Origin of the sequence: Actinophytocola sp. (assembly GCF_036002505.1) — a bacterium.
Classification (GTDB): domain Bacteria; phylum Actinomycetota; class Actinomycetes; order Mycobacteriales; family Pseudonocardiaceae; genus DASYTH01.
Map to the genome: position 1 here is coordinate 1 of NZ_DASYTH010000141.1, position 14,616 is coordinate 14,616.

Below are 14,616 nucleotides of genomic sequence, written 5' to 3' on the forward strand. Positions count from 1 at the left end.
CTAGGCGCTGGTGCGCGCCTTCGGGTAGACGGCCGCGGCCACCATCACCGCCAGCACGGCGGCGATGACCTGGAAGATGTGCCGCCACCAGTCGAACCCGCCGGTGTACCGGACGCCGACCCAGGTCGCGACCAGGTTGCCGATCAGCGCGCCGACGATCCCGGCCACGATGGTCAGCCAGAACGGGATCTTCTGATCGCCCGGGGCAAGCGCCCGCCCGATGACCCCGAGAATGATCCCCGCGATGAGAAGTCCGATGATGGACCCCAACGACCACGTCATGACCGCTCCCTTAAGCGAATGCCGACACGCTCTGTGAGAAGCGTGCCACCGCGTCAGGGAATCCGCTCGCCGGGGAAGCGATGAAGGGGGCCTTCCTCGCGCTGAGCGTGAGGAAGGCCCCCTTCATCGCACCCTAGAACGCGGCCTCGTCCAGCTCCATCAGGTCGTTGTTCGCCGACTCGACGATCTTGCGGCCGGCGGAGAGTTCGGGCAGGACGTTGCGGGCGAAGAACGACGCGACCGCGAGCTTGCCCTCGTAGAACGCCCGGTCCTTGCCCGTCGCGCCGGCGTCGAGCGCCGCGATGGCGACCCCGGCCTGCCGCTGCAGCAGCCAGCCGATCATCAGGTCGCCGGTGGCCATGAGCAGCCGGACGGTGTGCTGGCCGACCAGGTACACGCTGCGCGGGTCCTCGGCCGACTCGGTCAGGTAGCCGATCAGCGCGCCGAGCATGCCCTGCACGTCCTCGAGTGCCTGCTTGAGCAGCAGCCGCTCCTCCTTCAGCCGGCCGTTGCCGCGCTCGGTGTCGATGAACTCGGTGATCTCTCCGGCCAGGTGGGCCAGCGCCTGGCCCTTGTCCCGGACGATCTTGCGGAAGAAGAAGTCCAGCGACTGGATCGCCGTCGTCCCCTCGTACAGCGAGTCGATCTTGGAGTCGCGGATGTACTGCTCGATCGGGTAGTCCTGCAGGAACCCTGACCCGCCAAGGGTTTGCAGCGACTGGGCGAGCTGCTCGTAGGCCCGCTCGGAGCCGACGCCCTTGACGATCGGCAGCAGCAGGTCGTTCACCCGCGCGGCCAGGTCCAGCGCCTCCTCGTCGCCGTCGGAGTTCCAGATCGTGTCCTGGAAGCTCGCGGTGTAGAGGTAGACCGCGCGCAGCCCTTCCGCGTAGGCCTTCTGCAGCATCAGGCTGCGGCGCACGTCGGGGTGGTGCGTGATGGTCACCCGCGGCGCGGTCTTGTCCAGCATCTGGGCCAGGTCCGCGCCCTGCACCCGCTCCTTGGCGTAGTCCAGCGCATTCAGGTAGCCGGTGGACAGGGTGGCGATCGCCTTGGTGCCGACCATCATCCGGGCGTACTCGATGACCTGGAACATCTGCGCGATGCCGTTGTGCACCTCGCCGAGGAGCCAGCCCTTGGCCGGCACGCCGTGCTGGCCGAACGTCAGCTCGCAGGTGGTCGAGACCTTCAGGCCCATCTTGTGCTCGACGTTGGTGGCGAAGACGCCGTTGCGCTCCTTCAGCTCACCGGTCTCGCCGTCGAAGTGGAACTTGGGGACCAGGAACAGGCTCAGGCCCTTGGTGCCCGGTCCGGCGCCCTCGGGCCGGGCCAGCACCAGATGCATGATGTTCTCGGACAGGTCGTGCTCGCCGGAGGTGATGAACCGCTTCACGCCCTCGAGGTGCCACGAGCCGTCCGGCTGCGGGACCGCCTTGGCCCGGCCGGCGCCGACGTCGGAGCCGGCGTCCGGCTCGGTCAGCACCATGGTGGCGCCCCAGTTGCGCTCGATCATGATCTCGGCCCAGCGGCGCTGTTCCGCGGTGCCGTTGCGGTGCAGGATCATGCCGAAGTTCGGGCCGGCCATGTACATGTAGAGCGGCGGGTTCGAGCCGAGCAGCAGCTCCGAGGCGGCCCACTGCACGGTCGGCGGCAGGCCGAGCCCGCCGAGGTCGTCGGTGAGGCCGATGCGCCACCACTCGCCGTCCATGAGCAGCCGGTAGGCCTGCTTGAACCGGTCGGGGAGGGTGACGGTGTGGGTCTTCGGGTCGAACACCGGCGGGTTGCGGTCACCGTCGACGAAGGACTCGGCGAGCGGGCCCTCGGCCAGGCGCGCGAGCTCGTCCAGCACGCCGCGCACGGTGTCCTCGTCCACCTCGCCGCCGAGCCGGTGCTGCACGCCCAGCACTTCGAACAGGGTGAACTCCAGGTCCCGGACGTTGCTCTTGTAGTGGCCCATCGCACTGCTCTCCCTGCTTCGACCCGCCACGGAGATTTGCTACTCGTCGGTAACTTCAGGATATTACCTACGAGTAACCCCGGCAAGGACAGTGCACTACACGCCGCTCAACTGTGCCTAACTTCTCACTCGATGGCGTAGCGCCAGTGTTATGGGAAGCGTCACGTATCTCTAGCAGGCCCCGGCGTTCGCCTCGTCATGGCCGGAGTCGACCGGCGGGACCGCGGTCGGGCGGCCGTCCTCGGTGGTCAGCACCCCCGAGCGGAACGCGACCGCGACGGCGTGCGTGCGGTCCCGGGCGGCGAGTTTGCGCAGGATGCTCTTCACGTGGGTGCGCACGGTCTCCACGGACACGAACAGGATCTTGGCGATGGCCTGGTTCTCCAACCCGTCCGCGATCAGCTGCAGCACCTGGAACTCGCGGCGGGACAGCGGCTGCTGCACCGAGCCCGGCCCGATCCGGCCCCGGGGCGCGGCCAGCACCGGAGCCAACGCCGGGTCCACGTAGCGGCGCTCCCCGTGCACCGCGCGGATCGCGTCGACGATCTGGTTCGGCTCCGCGGACCGGAGGACCACGCCATGCACGCCGGCGGCCAGCGCGCCGGCGACGTAGCGGGTGTTGCGGTGCGCCTCGGCGATCAGCACCAGCAGTGCCGCCGCCGGGTCCCCGGCGACCAGCATGCTGCTCAGGTGGCTGCGCGGGTCGAGGCCGGAGTCGATCAGCACCACGTTCGGCCGGAACCGCTCGCACAGTCGCAGGGCCGCGCTCGGCCGCTCCGCCGCGCCCACCCAGCGCAACCCCGGCGAGCGGTTGATCAGGGCGGACAACCCGTCCCGGAACAGCGGTAACCCGTCGACGAGCGCGACCGTGAGAGCCCCCGGCATCGGGCGCTGAGTGGGGCTGTGCGGCATGCGATCCTCCAGGCCTGGGCCACCCATCCAGGTGGGTGACGAGCCTCGAGCGACCACGTGACGTGAGGTTCCCTCACGAACTTCACACGTGTTTCGTGCGTATAGCGGACAGTTAGTAGACAGGTACAACGGATCGTTACAGTGACCGCCACTCTCCCGGTCGATAGTCGTTGACGCGGTAGTGGTGTAGTCACTAATCAAGGAACATCCAGCCGGAGCAGAGCGGGGGCGCGCGGTGGAAGCGGAGACGAACCGCAGCGCGCAGGACTGGTTTCGCCTGATGATCGACATGGGCCTCGCCCCCGGCCTCCGCACGCTGGGCTTCACCGGCGCCGGCCGCCGCTTCCGCATGGAGATCGACCGGTACTGGGCCGAGGTCTTCGTCACCGAGTCCCAGTCACTCCTCGAAGCCACCGTCCGCTTCACCCTCACCCTCCGTGTCCTCACCAAGGACGAGTGGACCGAGCAGCTCCGCGTCCGCCCCTACTACCCCACCCGCACCCGCCGCGACCCCGCCCCGGTCGGCTGGGAAGCCCCCATCGGCACCCTGGTCACCGTCGGCGGCTACCCCATCGACGACCTCTGGTGGGAGCTCGAAGTAGGCCAACCCTTCGATGCCCTCGCCCGCGAGGTCCTCACCACCCTCCGCGTCTTCGGCATCCCCGCCATCTGCGACCGCATCCGCCCACCCACCTGACTCGTGTAAGATCCCTCCAGCCTGCGGATGTAGTTCAATGGCAGAACATCAGCTTCCCAAGCTGAGAATGCGGGTTCGATTCCCGTCATCCGCTCCCTCAGGAGACGTGTGTTCGCGGAGAGCGCGGACCGCGTCGGTCGCCGTTTGTTCTGGGGGCCGAGCCCCCAGACCCCCACGGTGCTGGCTCCTCGCCCTTGCGGGGCTGGGCGCGTTTGGCTTCGACGGCGCGATCAAGCCACTGGCAGCTTGATGACGTTCGAGCACATGTAGGCCATCCGGGGGCCGACCACTTGCGTGTGGTGGTTCCGCGACGGTCGCCACTGCTAACATCGCAAGTCTGGCAGGAGGTGACGGCCGTGATTCGGAAAATGAGAAGGCGCGTCATTCGCTGGTGGGACGCGCTGCGGTACCCCGCAAAGACAGAAACCTGGCAAGGAAGTGTCAACCGCCGTAGGCCTGCGGTTTCACGAGCGTCGCAACAGCAATATAAGCCCGCAAGACGGATGTCTGACGAGCAATTGTACAACCATTATATAGCCGCCTCATATTGGTCAGGCAAGAACGTGATGATGTCAAGCTACTACAGAAATGAGGCATACAACATTTTGTCGAGAATGCAGAATCCCGGAGGCTACCGACCGTAGCCGATTCAGAGAGGGCCCGCTCCCCGGGCACGGGAAGCGGGCCGGTTGCGGAAGTTACTACCTTCCGTCGTCGCAGTAGGGCGGGTAGGGACACGGGTCGGGGTCGGGTGGGGGTGGTGAGGGGTCGCCGGTGGCGGTTGACCAGAGCCATCGGCCGGAGGCGCTGATGATGACCATGTTGCCGTCGTCGGTGATGACGAGCTGGGAGCCGAAGTTGCAGCAGGTTCTGGAATTCCACAGGGCGTATTGGTTGATGTAGACGACGAGGTTGCCGTCGCTCTGGAACGCCGCATAGGTTTGCGGCCCGGCGCCCCAGGTGCCGGTGTCCCAGACGGCTCGGTTGTCCTTGTAGAGCACGAGGTTTCCGTCGTACTGCATGTACAGAACGGCCCGTCCCGCGTCCAGGTGCTCGTCGGCGTGCAGGACTATCGGACCGGTAAACAAGTCGGCGCTTGCGGTGCCGGCGGTGATCACCGCGCTGGTGGCCAGTGCGAGCAGGGCGGCCATCAGCACCGTCAATCTTCGGAGCGTTCGGATCATCGGGGTTCCTTCCGACCGGGTCGAGCGGAATCGAGCGCACCGCTTCGGGTGCCGCACTCGACGATGCGGTGCCGCTGTCCTCGTCCGCTCCTGGTTCGCTCCTGGTCGCAGCGTCACTCACAGGGCGGAACTGAACCCGTTTCCGGGTTGCTCGGATCGCGGGGTGGTGAATGCGCTGGTAGTGAGGCTGGTAGTCGATCACTGTCGGGGTGGTCGCCTACCTTGGAGAGGAAGCACGGTTATGTCTCGTGTTCGTGACGTGGTGATCGTCGTGGTTAGCGGGATCGTGCTGACTGTTGTGGGTGCGGGTGCCGCGAGCGCCACGGAGTCGGATTGCACGCCGCCGGCTCCGTCGGAGTGTGCGGACGCCTGTACGAGCGGGCTCGACCTGAGCGGGCTGGTCGACGGCCTGCTGGGTGGGCTGCTCGGTGGTGGGTGCTGCTGAGTTGACGTGACAAAAGGGGCGCCTCCGAACGGGAGGCGCCCCTGCCGCGTTACTTGACTACGCGGTACTTGACGTGGGTGACCTTGGGGGCGTTCACCGCGCGGATCAACTCGAGCTCGACGCCGGAGCCGACGTTGTCGAGGAGGCGTTCGCCGCCACCGAGGAGGATCGGGGCGACATGCAGTTCGAGCTCGTCGATGAGGCCGGCGGCGAGGTACTGCTGGATCACGTTGGCGCCGCCGTCGATGGTGACGTCCTTGTCGCCGGCGGCTTTCCGGGCCTGCTCGAGGGCGGACTCCGGCCCGTCGGTCACGAAGACGAAGGTGGTGTCGGAGAGGGTCAGGGGCTCCCGGGCGTGGTGCGTGAGGACGAAGACCGGGACGTGGAACGGCGGGTCCTCGCCCCACCAACCCGGCCAGGGGTCGGCGCTCCACGGGCCGGGGCCGCCGCCGAACATGTTGCGGCCCATGATCTTGGCGCCGACGTTGGCCAGGGACTCCTCGACGACCGGGGTGCTGGCGTTGACCTCGCCGCCGTAGTCGGTTCCGTGGGTGCGGTTGAAGATCTCCAGCTCGACGAACCACTCGTGCAGGCGCTCACCGCCGACGCCGAGCGGCTCCTCCTTGCTCTGGTTCGGGCCGGCCGCGTAGCCGTCCAGGGAAACCGTGATGCCGCAACGAACCTTGCTCATCGCTCCTCCTGTCATCGGATGCTGTCACACCCTTGGACAGTCGGGCGGGCGGAAACTCATCGGTGGTCGGCGACCAGTTCGTAGTGCAGGGTGCGGTAGCGGCGCAGGCGGTGCGCAAGGGGCACCAGCATGCCGTGCAGCACGGGATGTTTGCGGGTCAGCATGCGGGCGGCGTGCCGGGCCTCGTCGCCAGTGAGCAGGCGGGCCTGGCCGGAGACCGCGGGGCCGGTCGGGGTGCCGCGCAGCGTCGACGGCGCCACCTCGACGTGCGGGTTGCGCGCCAGGCGCTTCGCCTTCCAGGCGGCGTCGAAGGTGCGGAAGTAGGCGTGGTCGCCTTCGACGGCCAGGTTCACCGGGGTGCCGACGGGCGCGCCGTCGCGCTTGAACGTGGTGAGCAGGATGGTCTTCTGGGCCGTGAGCGTGGTCAGTGTGTTCATACCCCGAGGACGGGGACGCGCGACGGACTGTGACAGTCAGGTGCGTTGCTTGCGGCCCTCGGACAGCAGCGTGATCATCTCGGCGATGCGCGCCGCGCGGACGTCGGGCCGCCGTTTGGTGCCGTCGATCCAGCGCAGGTAGCCCTTGCGGTAGAAGGTGGCCAGGGAGTCGAAGAACGCCGCGGCCGCCGGGTTCGCGTCGAGGGCGGCGGCGAGGTCCGGCGCCAGGTCGTCACGCTGCGGGCCTTCGGGCGCGAGCACGACCTCGACCCGATCGCCCGGGGCCAGGCCGCAGTCGCGGCGCCACGCCGCGCCGAGGACCACCCCGCGGTCCTGGCCGAGCGGCTCGATCCGGCCGCGGATGCGCATGCCATTGACGGTGCCGTTGACGTGGTGCAGTGGTTTGGCCGCCCAGACCAGATCCGGATCGAACGGGACGGGCACGTACACCCTGCCGCGCGGGCCCGACGCGACGACGGCGGTGAACTGCTGCGCATCCACAGGTGCGGATCGTAATGGCGCTAAGGTTGGGTGTGCTGCTGAGCGATCAACATCTGAGCAAGGAGTTGGAGTCGGGCCGGCTCGGCATCGAGCCATACGATCCGGCGATGCTGCAGCCGTCGAGCATCGACGTCCGGCTGGACCGCTACTTCCGGGTGTTCGACAACAGCCGGTACACCCACATCGACCCGCAGCGGCAGCAGGACGAGCTGACGACGTTGGTGGAGCCGGTGGACGACGAGCCGTTCGTGCTGCACCCCGGCGAGTTCGTGCTGGGCTCGACGTTCGAGAAGGTCTCGCTGCCGGACGACCTGGCCGGGCGGCTGGAGGGCAAGTCGAGCCTGGGCCGGCTGGGGCTGCTCACCCACTCCACGGCCGGGTTCATCGACCCGGGGTTCTCCGGGCACATCACGCTCGAGCTGTCCAATGTGGCCAACCTGCCGATCACGCTCTGGCCGGGGATGAAGATCGGCCAGCTGTGCCTGTTCCAGCTCACCTCCGCCGCGGAGAACCCTTACGGCTCGGCCAAAGCGGGCTCGCGGTACCAGGGGCAGCGCGGACCCACACCGTCCCGGGCCCACCTCAACTTCCATCGCGTGGACACCAAGCGGCGGTAGGGCAGCCTTCCACCGGCACCACGTTCCTGGCCAAGGTGAGCTGACTTTCCTGCACTAATGCCAGCTCGGCGGCTGTGGGTGTCGGCGAGATGACCACCAGGCTGCACGAGCGCGGTATCCGGTCGGTAGGCGAGGTGGTCAGGCTCAGCGATGCGGCGCCGATCGCATGTTCGGCCGGCGGTGATGCTCGGGTGGGAACCGGACATGTCGGTACCGCTGTTCCCCAATTGATCCCTCAGCGTGTCCTAACGACCAAAGATCGCTAAGAGGATGGCGTGCCCTGAAAGCCACCCACCCCTCATGGAGCGAGTTGGCGGAGAAGCCCGTCTGGACAATGCCGGGGTCAACCTGCCATACTCGATAGTATGGCGGTTGCATGGGAGGTCACCGTCGGTGAGTTCAATCGAATGGTGATCGCGCTTTTCGTGCGGGATGTTGCGGGTCTTCGACCGGAGATGGATCCGGTTATCCCCTCACTCAAACCTACTGTCGCCGTCCGGCCTAGCATTGCTGAATCGGCTTCCGTCGATGTGCCTGCGCAGTGGGCGTCCTGGTGGAACGAGTTGCTTGGTTTAGCGGGTTCTTCCGATGGAAGCAGGCGATTGTCGTTGCTACCCCAGTTGGAGTTTCCGGAACTCAGCGACAGAAAGAATTTGCTGGATCTTGTGAACGGGGCAGCTGCGGATGCCCTGGAGTGGGCGCAGATTTGGAAACAGCGATACGTCGATTTCCGTCGGCAGGGAAACTGGCCGTTCGGAATGGAACAGGATCTTATCCGCGAGATGACCGGTCGCCGGTGGTGGCACCGGACACCGTCATTCGATCTGCGGGTCACTGTAATACCGGTGGCGGCAAGCCGGGGCTGGCGGTTGGGCCGCGAGCATGTGCTGGTGACCGAGGCGCTGATGACCGATATTCCCGGCTATCGGGCGTGGCTCCGGCCAGTGATCGCCGAGCTGGCCGATCGCTGACGCCCGGAGCTGACCGGCCCGGCACACTGCCGGGCCGGTCCTCCTGCTCAGGCGTCAGTATCCGATGAACCGGTTGTCCGTAGGGCCGAGCAGCGTACAGGTCCCGCCCCACCACAGTACGACGTCACCGCCCAGGGCCACGTAGGTCGTACCGTATCCCGGATTGATGTATCGGTTTGTCGCGTAGGTTGAACTTGCCATTACCCCGGAATCATTCCACCCCCCGGAAAGTCCCGACGTGCTCGCCCAGCCGACCCCGAGATTGCGATAGACCACAGCACCAAGCGACGAGCCGAAGCCGTAGTAGACCTGTGCCTCGAGAGATCCGAGAGCATAGATGTAGATGAAGCTGTACCCGCAATCGCCGTACACGGTGTTCTGCGGGGTCGCCCCGTCCGTGCAGTAATTGTTTTCCACCGCGTACTTGTGCGTTTCCGGTGTCATGTGCACGCAGTCCAGCACCATTTTCCCGTTGACCGTGACCGGCTCGGACCGGGCCGACTCGGCGGCAACCGTGCCCGCACTCACCAAGGAACTCGCGAGCAGGACAGCCAGAATGGTCAACGCATACCAGAGATTCCATCTTCGTGAGCGTGCTCTATCGATCATTGGATACCTCCCCAGGTAGCCGAGGGCGATACCGGCCGGTAGCCGAATGTTCACCCGAACAGAGACTACGCAACGGCGCTGTATCCTGGCTGTACGCGGGCCGTGCCCACAACTAGTGCGCCGACAATCGCTGGCCTGGGCAGGACACCAAGAACCGGCACGTTGTGGAACGCTGGCGGCAACTTCTCTGCTGCAGACCTGACGCAAGATTTGCGTTGTGAGGTTCGTGCCCCGCGTAGGGCTTGCGATCATGCCACATCGAAGATATGTTCGAGCACACGATGGTCGGGGGGTACCGTTTGTTCTGGGGGAAGTATGTTGCGATTTTCGCATTATTCGGCTACGCAGCGTATTGGTGAGGTTGTCCGGGCACGGAGGACCCAGGCTAAGCTGACACAGCGGGACCTGGCGGCCCGTTCCGGGCTGAGCATCCGCGCACTGCGTTACCTGGAGAATGGAATGGTGACCAAGCCCAGATCCGACACGATCCGCCGTCTCGGCGTGGTCCTTGGGGTGTCCGAGGAGGACCTCAACTCGCTTTCGGTGTCTGACCATGCGAACGGGACACGGCTGCGCCTGGGTGTGCTGGGCCCGCTGACCGTCACTTACGGCGGGCGGTCGGTCGCGATCAGTGGGACAAAGCAGCGCTGCCTGCTTGGCTTGCTGGCTCTACAACCAAACCAGCTGGTCAGCAGCGAGGAGATCATCGACGTGCTCTGGGGTGCGCGAGCACCGGCCAGTTGCCGGAGCCTGGTCCACACCTACGTGGCCAGGCTGCGGCGGACGCTAGCCGCAGTCGAGCCACGGTATCCCCGACTGATCGCGTCGGCGTCAGCGGGCTATCTGCTGCGGGTCCGGCCGGCACAACTCGATTTGCTGTTGTTCAAGGAATCCGTGGCTCAGGCACTGAGCGTCCGGCGGCACGATCCGCGCTCGGCCTTCGAGTCATTCGAGCGGGCCATGCGTTACTGGCGTGCGCCGGTGGTCGCCGATCTGCCGATGGGCCTGCGGGAACATCCGGTCGCGATCGCGACGATGGCCCACCGGTGTGACGTCGTCCTCGCCACCGCCGACACTGCGCTCGAACTGGGCAGGTACGAGCAAGCGGTGGCGCTGCTACGGCCCGTTGTGCTGGAGGAACCCCTGCACGAGGGACTTCATGTCCGGCTCATGGACGCCTTCGCTGGAGTGGGAGAGCAGGCGGCGGCGCTCGGAGTCTTCGCCGGGATCCGGGCCCGCCTGGCAGATGCGCTCGGGGTCGAGCCGGACGCGGAGCTGCACGCCGCGCACCTGCGAGTTTTGCGGCATCAACGCCCCTCCCGGGTCCAGTCGGCGTGGACAAGCTCGGGTTCGGGCGCGGTAGGCAGGGCGAAGGTCCGGCTGGGGTGAAGCATCTTCGCGACTACGGCCACCGGAAAACTCTTGACGTCCAACAGGAATAGCACTATCTGCCAGCGGACCTCCCTGCCTCGCATGGCATGTACCAGATTGCGGGTCCACGCCGTGGCGCGGTTGTGGTCGACCAGGATCTCATCGCGTCAGCGTCACCGCCGGGTTCATCCATCCAGGATTCTCCGGGCACATCACGCCCGGCGTGGACGTAAACGGCGGTAGGGGCAACCCCAGGGTCGACTCGGGGGTGTCCCCGATGGTTCGCGGCATCCGCCCGCCCTAACGTCGAACCGACCGCAGGGAGGGGTGGCGATGCGCGAGTTGCTCGTGGCTGGGCTGGGTGCCGGTGTGTTGTTGCTGAGCGCGTGCGGCTGGGAGGTGAACGGGAGCAGGTTCACCGACGACGAGGGGGTCGACGCGAAGATCACCAGTGTGCGGGTGCACAACGAGTCGGGGGATGTCACGATCCGCACCGGGGAAAGGGCGAGCGTGCACCGGACGGTGCGCTACGACCGCGACCGGCCGGGTGCCACGCATCACGTCGAGGGCGACGTGCTGGTGATCGACCGCTGCCCGGTGCGCAAGTGCGCCGTCGACTACGAGGTCACCGTGCCGGCCGGCACCCGGGTGAACGGGGAGAGCGACTCGGGCCGGGTCGAGGTGACCGGCGCCGCCGAGGTCAACTTCAAGGTCGACTCCGGCGACCTGACGGTGAGCGGCGTCACCGGCCGGGTGAACGTGGAGGCCGACTCGGGCCGGGTGAGCCTGGCCGATCTCGGTGCGGACGTGGCGGTGCGGGCCGACGCCGGCGACGTGACCGTGGACAACGCACGCGGTTCGGTGACCGTGCGCGGGGACAGCGGCAACATCGCGGTGTCCGTGCCGCGCGGGGCGTACCGGGTGAGCACCGGCACGGACAGCGGCACCGTGCGCTCCGACGTACCAGACGACCCGAGCGGCAGCCACCGGCTGGAGCTGCACACCAGCGCCGGCAACATCACCGTCCGGTACGTCTGACCGGCCGGGAACCAGACCAGAGCCCCGCGCGTTGAGCCTGCAGGAAGGTTGAGCGAGCGGGGCTCAAGTCTGCGGTTACACTCGCGGCTGGCAACGCTCCACGAAGCACAGGAAAGCAGGAGGAATTCCATGGCGCGAGCGGTCGGTATCGACCTGGGGACGACCAACTCCGTCGTCGCCGTCCTCGAGGGCGGTGAGCCGACGGTCATCGCCAACTCGGAGGGTTCGCGGACCACGCCGTCCATCGTGGCCTTCGCCAAGAACGGCGAGGTGCTCGTCGGGCAGCCGGCGAAGAACCAGGCGGTCACCAACGTCGACCGCACGGTCCGGTCCGTCAAGCGGCACATGGGCACCGACTGGAAGACCGAGATCGACGGCAAGACGTACACCGCCCAGGAGATCAGCGCCCGGGTGCTGATGAAGCTGAAGCGGGACGCGGAGTCCTACCTGGGCGAGCCGATCACCGACGCGGTGATCACCGTCCCGGCCTACTTCGAGGACGCCCAGCGGCAGGCCACCAAGGAGGCCGGGCAGATCGCCGGCCTGAACGTGCTGCGGATCGTGAACGAGCCGACCGCGGCCGCCCTGGCGTATGGGCTGGACAAGGGCGAGAAGGAGCAGACGATCCTGGTCTTCGACCTCGGCGGCGGCACGTTCGACGTGTCCCTGCTGGAGATCGGTGACGGTGTGGTCGAGGTGCGGGCCACCAGCGGTGACAACCACCTCGGCGGCGACGACTGGGACCAGCGGATCGTCGACTGGCTGGTGGACAAGTTCAAGCAGTCCTCCGGCATCGACCTGAACAAGGACAAGATGGCGCTGCAGCGCATCCGCGAGGCCGCGGAGAAGGCGAAGATCGAGCTGTCCAGCTCGAACAGCGCGAACATCAACCTGCCGTACATCACGGTGGACGCGGACAAGAACCCGATGTTCCTGGACGAGACGCTGACCCGCGCGGAGTTCCAGCGGATCACGTCCGACCTGCTGGACCGCACCCGGGCGCCGTTCAACAACGTGATCAAGGACGCCAGCATCAAGGTCGGCGACATCGACCACGTGGTGCTGGTCGGCGGTTCCACCCGGATGCCCGCGGTCACCGACCTGGTCCGCGAGCTGACCGGCGGCAAGGAGCCGAACAAGGGCGTCAACCCGGACGAGGTCGTGGCCGTCGGCGCGGCGCTGCAGGCCGGTGTGCTCAAGGGTGAGGTCAAGGATGTCCTGCTGCTCGACGTCACCCCGCTGTCGCTGGGCATCGAGACCAAGGGCGGCGTGTTCACCAAGCTGATCGAGCGCAACACCACGATCCCGACGAAGCGCTCGGAGATCTTCTCCACCGCCGACGACGGGCAGACCACGGTCGGCATCCAGGTGTTCCAGGGTGAGCGGGAGATCGCCATCCACAACAAGAAGCTGGGCACCTTCGACCTGACCGGCATCCCGCCGGCGCCGCGCGGCGTGCCGCAGATCGAGGTCACCTTCGACATCGACGCCAACGGCATCGTGCACGTGAGCGCGAAGGACCTGGGCACCGGCAAGGAACAGTCGATGACCATCACCGGCGGCTCGGCGCTGCCCAGGGACGACATCGACCGGATGGTCAAGGACGCCGAGGCGCACGCCGAGGAGGACAAGAAGCGCCGCGAGGAGGCGGAGACCCGCAACCAGGCGGAGACGCTGGTCTACCAGACCGAGAAGTTCGTCAAGGAGAACGACGAGAAGATCCCGGCCGACGCCAAGGAGAAGGTCAACGCCGCGATCAAGGAGGCCAACGAGGCGCTGGCCGGCACGGACACCGCCACGATCAAGGCGGCGATGGAGAAGCTGGCCACCGAGTCGCAGGCCATGGGCTCGGCCATCTACGCGCAGACCGGCACGCCTGGCTCCGCCGGCGGCGGTGAGGGTGCGTCCGGCTCGGCCGGGAGCACCGGCGGCGCCGGCGCCGAGGACGTGGTGGACGCCGAGATCGTCGACGAGGAAGGGAAGAAGTGACCTCGGACGAGCGAGTCGCGGGCGACCCCGGAGAGGAGCCCCGAGTGGTGGTACGGGACCGCCGTCGCATCGATCCGCAGACCGGCCAGGTGCGGCCGGCTCCCGAGGAGGAGGCCGGGGCGGCGGAGGCCGCCGCCCCCGGAGCCGCCGGGGCCGAGCCGCCGCCGAGCCCGGAGGCCGAGCTGAAGCTCCAGCTCGACGAGCGCACCGCCGACCTGCAGCGGCTCCAGGCCGAGTACGCCAACTACCGCAAGCGGATCGACCGGGACCGCGAGGTGGTGATCACCTCGGCGAAGGCCGCGGTGGCCACCGAGCTGCTGGCCGTGCTCGACGACATCGAGCGGGCCGAGCAGCACGGCGATCTCACCGGCGCGTTCAAGTCGGTGGCGGACAAACTGGTCGGCGCGCTGCAGAAGGTCGGCCTCGAGCCGTTCGGCCACGACGGCGAGCCGTTCGACCCGGCCGTGCACGAGGCGGTGCAGCACAACACCTCCCCGGACGTCGCCGGCCCGACCGTGACCGCGGTTCTCCGCCGCGGCTACCGGTTCGGCGACCGCGTGGTCCGCGCCGCCCTCGTGGCGGTCACCGACCACGAGCCGGCCCGGGTGGTCGAAGGCGAGACCGAGTCGGCCACCGACTGGTTCGAGCCGGTGGACTCCGGTGAGCCCACCAACGGGAAGAGCTAGTGCGGTGAAAGCGTCCTTGCTCACGCCCAGCGAGAGAAACGACGCTTTCACCGCACCTCGCCGGAAGGGAGGGGTCTGCCCGAGCGGTCGGACTGGCGACCAGCCCCGCGAACCCAGCCACCGACCCGAGCACCGCACGGCACGCCGCTCCCCCGCGAGCAACCGGGCCAACTGGCCAATACCGCGCCATCGCAACCGCGGGCCGTCGTTGTGCAGAGCCCTCATTCGTAAG

16 protein-coding genes and 1 tRNA gene are annotated in these 14,616 nt (G+C 67.4%); 9 read left to right on the plus strand and 8 right to left on the minus strand.

Annotation, left to right across the window (positions count from 1 at the left end; all coding sequences use genetic code 11):
- The 3 genes from VGR06_RS12025 to VGR06_RS12035 all read right to left on the minus strand — a co-directional run bounded on the left by VGR06_RS12025 (position 1) and on the right by VGR06_RS12035 (position 3,121).
- Positions 1 to 282 carry a GlsB/YeaQ/YmgE family stress response membrane protein gene (locus VGR06_RS12025; protein WP_327559108.1) on the minus strand — a complete coding sequence of 94 codons (282 nt, stop codon included), beginning with the start codon at positions 280 to 282 and terminating at the stop codon, positions 1 to 3.
- 133 nt (positions 283 to 415) lie between these two features.
- Positions 416 to 2,236, minus strand: coding sequence for an acyl-CoA dehydrogenase (locus VGR06_RS12030; protein WP_327559109.1), 1,821 nt, complete (start codon positions 2,234 to 2,236; stop codon positions 416 to 418).
- A gap of 171 nt (positions 2,237 to 2,407) precedes the next feature.
- Complete coding sequence (locus tag VGR06_RS12035; RefSeq protein ID WP_327559110.1) at positions 2,408 to 3,121, minus strand: response regulator transcription factor; 714 nt, start codon at positions 3,119 to 3,121, stop codon at positions 2,408 to 2,410.
- A gap of 262 nt (positions 3,122 to 3,383) precedes the next feature.
- Here VGR06_RS12035 and VGR06_RS12040 point away from each other — a divergent pair, with 262 nt between their 5' ends.
- Both VGR06_RS12040 and VGR06_RS12045 read left to right on the plus strand, forming a co-directional pair.
- Complete coding sequence (locus VGR06_RS12040) at positions 3,384 to 3,845, plus strand: hypothetical protein (protein WP_327559111.1); 462 nt, start codon at positions 3,384 to 3,386, stop codon at positions 3,843 to 3,845.
- A 23-nt stretch (positions 3,846 to 3,868) separates the two neighbouring features.
- Positions 3,869 to 3,939, plus strand: a tRNA-Gly gene (locus VGR06_RS12045).
- A 607-nt stretch (positions 3,940 to 4,546) separates the two neighbouring features.
- Here VGR06_RS12045 and VGR06_RS12050 read toward each other — a convergent pair.
- Complete coding sequence (locus VGR06_RS12050) at positions 4,547 to 5,029, minus strand: hypothetical protein (RefSeq protein WP_327559112.1); 483 nt, start codon at positions 5,027 to 5,029, stop codon at positions 4,547 to 4,549.
- A 241-nt stretch (positions 5,030 to 5,270) separates the two neighbouring features.
- Here VGR06_RS12050 and VGR06_RS12055 point away from each other — a divergent pair, with 241 nt between their 5' ends.
- Positions 5,271 to 5,474, plus strand: coding sequence for a hypothetical protein (locus VGR06_RS12055; RefSeq protein ID WP_327559113.1), 204 nt, complete (start codon positions 5,271 to 5,273; stop codon positions 5,472 to 5,474).
- A 49-nt stretch (positions 5,475 to 5,523) separates the two neighbouring features.
- Here the strand turns inward: VGR06_RS12055 and VGR06_RS12060 are convergent, their stop codons facing one another.
- Genes VGR06_RS12060 through VGR06_RS12070 form a run of 3 tightly spaced genes read right to left on the minus strand, consistent with a single transcriptional unit; the run spans position 5,524 to position 7,103 of the window.
- A complete protein-coding gene (locus VGR06_RS12060; protein ID WP_327559114.1) occupies positions 5,524 to 6,165 on the minus strand; it encodes a dihydrofolate reductase family protein in 642 nt (213 codons plus the stop codon).
- Positions 6,166 to 6,221: 56 nt separating this feature from the next.
- Positions 6,222 to 6,602, minus strand: coding sequence for a PPOX class F420-dependent oxidoreductase (locus VGR06_RS12065; protein ID WP_327559115.1), 381 nt, complete (start codon positions 6,600 to 6,602; stop codon positions 6,222 to 6,224).
- Positions 6,603 to 6,638: 36 nt separating this feature from the next.
- Entirely contained in the window at positions 6,639 to 7,103 is a 465-nt protein-coding gene (locus VGR06_RS12070) for a YdeI/OmpD-associated family protein (protein ID WP_327559116.1), read from the minus strand.
- A 32-nt stretch (positions 7,104 to 7,135) separates the two neighbouring features.
- On the opposite strand from VGR06_RS12070, the gene dcd reads away from it, so the two are divergent.
- Both dcd and VGR06_RS12080 read left to right on the plus strand, forming a co-directional pair.
- Positions 7,136 to 7,720, plus strand: coding sequence for a dCTP deaminase (dcd, locus tag VGR06_RS12075; RefSeq protein WP_327559146.1), 585 nt, complete (start codon positions 7,136 to 7,138; stop codon positions 7,718 to 7,720).
- Between the two features lie 365 nt (positions 7,721 to 8,085).
- Positions 8,086 to 8,691, plus strand: coding sequence for a hypothetical protein (locus VGR06_RS12080; protein WP_327559117.1), 606 nt, complete (start codon positions 8,086 to 8,088; stop codon positions 8,689 to 8,691).
- 54 nt (positions 8,692 to 8,745) lie between these two features.
- On the opposite strand, the gene VGR06_RS12085 is transcribed toward VGR06_RS12080, so the two are convergent.
- Entirely contained in the window at positions 8,746 to 9,300 is a 555-nt protein-coding gene (locus VGR06_RS12085) for a hypothetical protein (RefSeq protein WP_327559118.1), read from the minus strand.
- A gap of 315 nt (positions 9,301 to 9,615) precedes the next feature.
- On the opposite strand from VGR06_RS12085, the gene VGR06_RS12090 reads away from it, so the two are divergent.
- The 4 genes from VGR06_RS12090 (at position 9,616) to grpE (ending at position 14,384) form a co-directional block, all read left to right on the plus strand.
- Positions 9,616 to 10,689, plus strand: coding sequence for a BTAD domain-containing putative transcriptional regulator (locus VGR06_RS12090; RefSeq protein WP_327559119.1), 1,074 nt, complete (start codon positions 9,616 to 9,618; stop codon positions 10,687 to 10,689).
- A 315-nt stretch (positions 10,690 to 11,004) separates the two neighbouring features.
- Positions 11,005 to 11,709 carry a DUF4097 family beta strand repeat-containing protein gene (locus tag VGR06_RS12095; RefSeq protein WP_327559120.1) on the plus strand — a complete coding sequence of 235 codons (705 nt, stop codon included), beginning with the start codon at positions 11,005 to 11,007 and terminating at the stop codon, positions 11,707 to 11,709.
- A gap of 129 nt (positions 11,710 to 11,838) precedes the next feature.
- Positions 11,839 to 13,698, plus strand: a complete 1,860-nt coding sequence (gene dnaK / locus VGR06_RS12100; RefSeq protein ID WP_327559121.1) for a molecular chaperone DnaK — start codon at positions 11,839 to 11,841, stop codon at positions 13,696 to 13,698.
- Positions 13,695 to 14,384: a nucleotide exchange factor GrpE gene (grpE, locus tag VGR06_RS12105; RefSeq protein ID WP_414637229.1), complete on the plus strand. Its 690-nt coding sequence runs from the start codon at positions 13,695 to 13,697 to the stop codon at positions 14,382 to 14,384. Before dnaK ends, grpE begins: the two co-directional genes overlap by 4 nt.
- Positions 14,385 to 14,616 lie beyond the last annotated feature (232 nt).

Bases quoted from the DNA above. Each gene is read 5' to 3' on its own strand.
- dnaK (WP_327559121.1), top strand. From the start codon at position 11,839: ATGGCGCGAGCGGTCGGTATCGACCTGGGGACGACCAACTCCGTCGTC.
- VGR06_RS12085 (WP_327559118.1), bottom strand. From the start codon at position 9,300: ATGATCGATAGAGCACGCTCACGAAGATGGAATCTCTGGTATGCGTTG.
- VGR06_RS12055 (WP_327559113.1), top strand. From the start codon at position 5,271: ATGTCTCGTGTTCGTGACGTGGTGATCGTCGTGGTTAGCGGGATCGTG.
- VGR06_RS12080 (WP_327559117.1), top strand. From the start codon at position 8,086: ATGGCGGTTGCATGGGAGGTCACCGTCGGTGAGTTCAATCGAATGGTG.
- VGR06_RS12035 (WP_327559110.1), bottom strand. From the start codon at position 3,121: ATGCCGGGGGCTCTCACGGTCGCGCTCGTCGACGGGTTACCGCTGTTC.
- VGR06_RS12065 (WP_327559115.1), bottom strand. From the start codon at position 6,602: ATGAACACACTGACCACGCTCACGGCCCAGAAGACCATCCTGCTCACC.
- VGR06_RS12030 (WP_327559109.1), bottom strand. From the start codon at position 2,236: ATGGGCCACTACAAGAGCAACGTCCGGGACCTGGAGTTCACCCTGTTC.
- VGR06_RS12090 (WP_327559119.1), top strand. From the start codon at position 9,616: ATGTTGCGATTTTCGCATTATTCGGCTACGCAGCGTATTGGTGAGGTT.
- VGR06_RS12060 (WP_327559114.1), bottom strand. From the start codon at position 6,165: ATGAGCAAGGTTCGTTGCGGCATCACGGTTTCCCTGGACGGCTACGCG.
- VGR06_RS12050 (WP_327559112.1), bottom strand. From the start codon at position 5,029: ATGATCCGAACGCTCCGAAGATTGACGGTGCTGATGGCCGCCCTGCTC.
- VGR06_RS12095 (WP_327559120.1), top strand. From the start codon at position 11,005: ATGCGCGAGTTGCTCGTGGCTGGGCTGGGTGCCGGTGTGTTGTTGCTG.
- VGR06_RS12025 (WP_327559108.1), bottom strand. From the start codon at position 282: ATGACGTGGTCGTTGGGGTCCATCATCGGACTTCTCATCGCGGGGATC.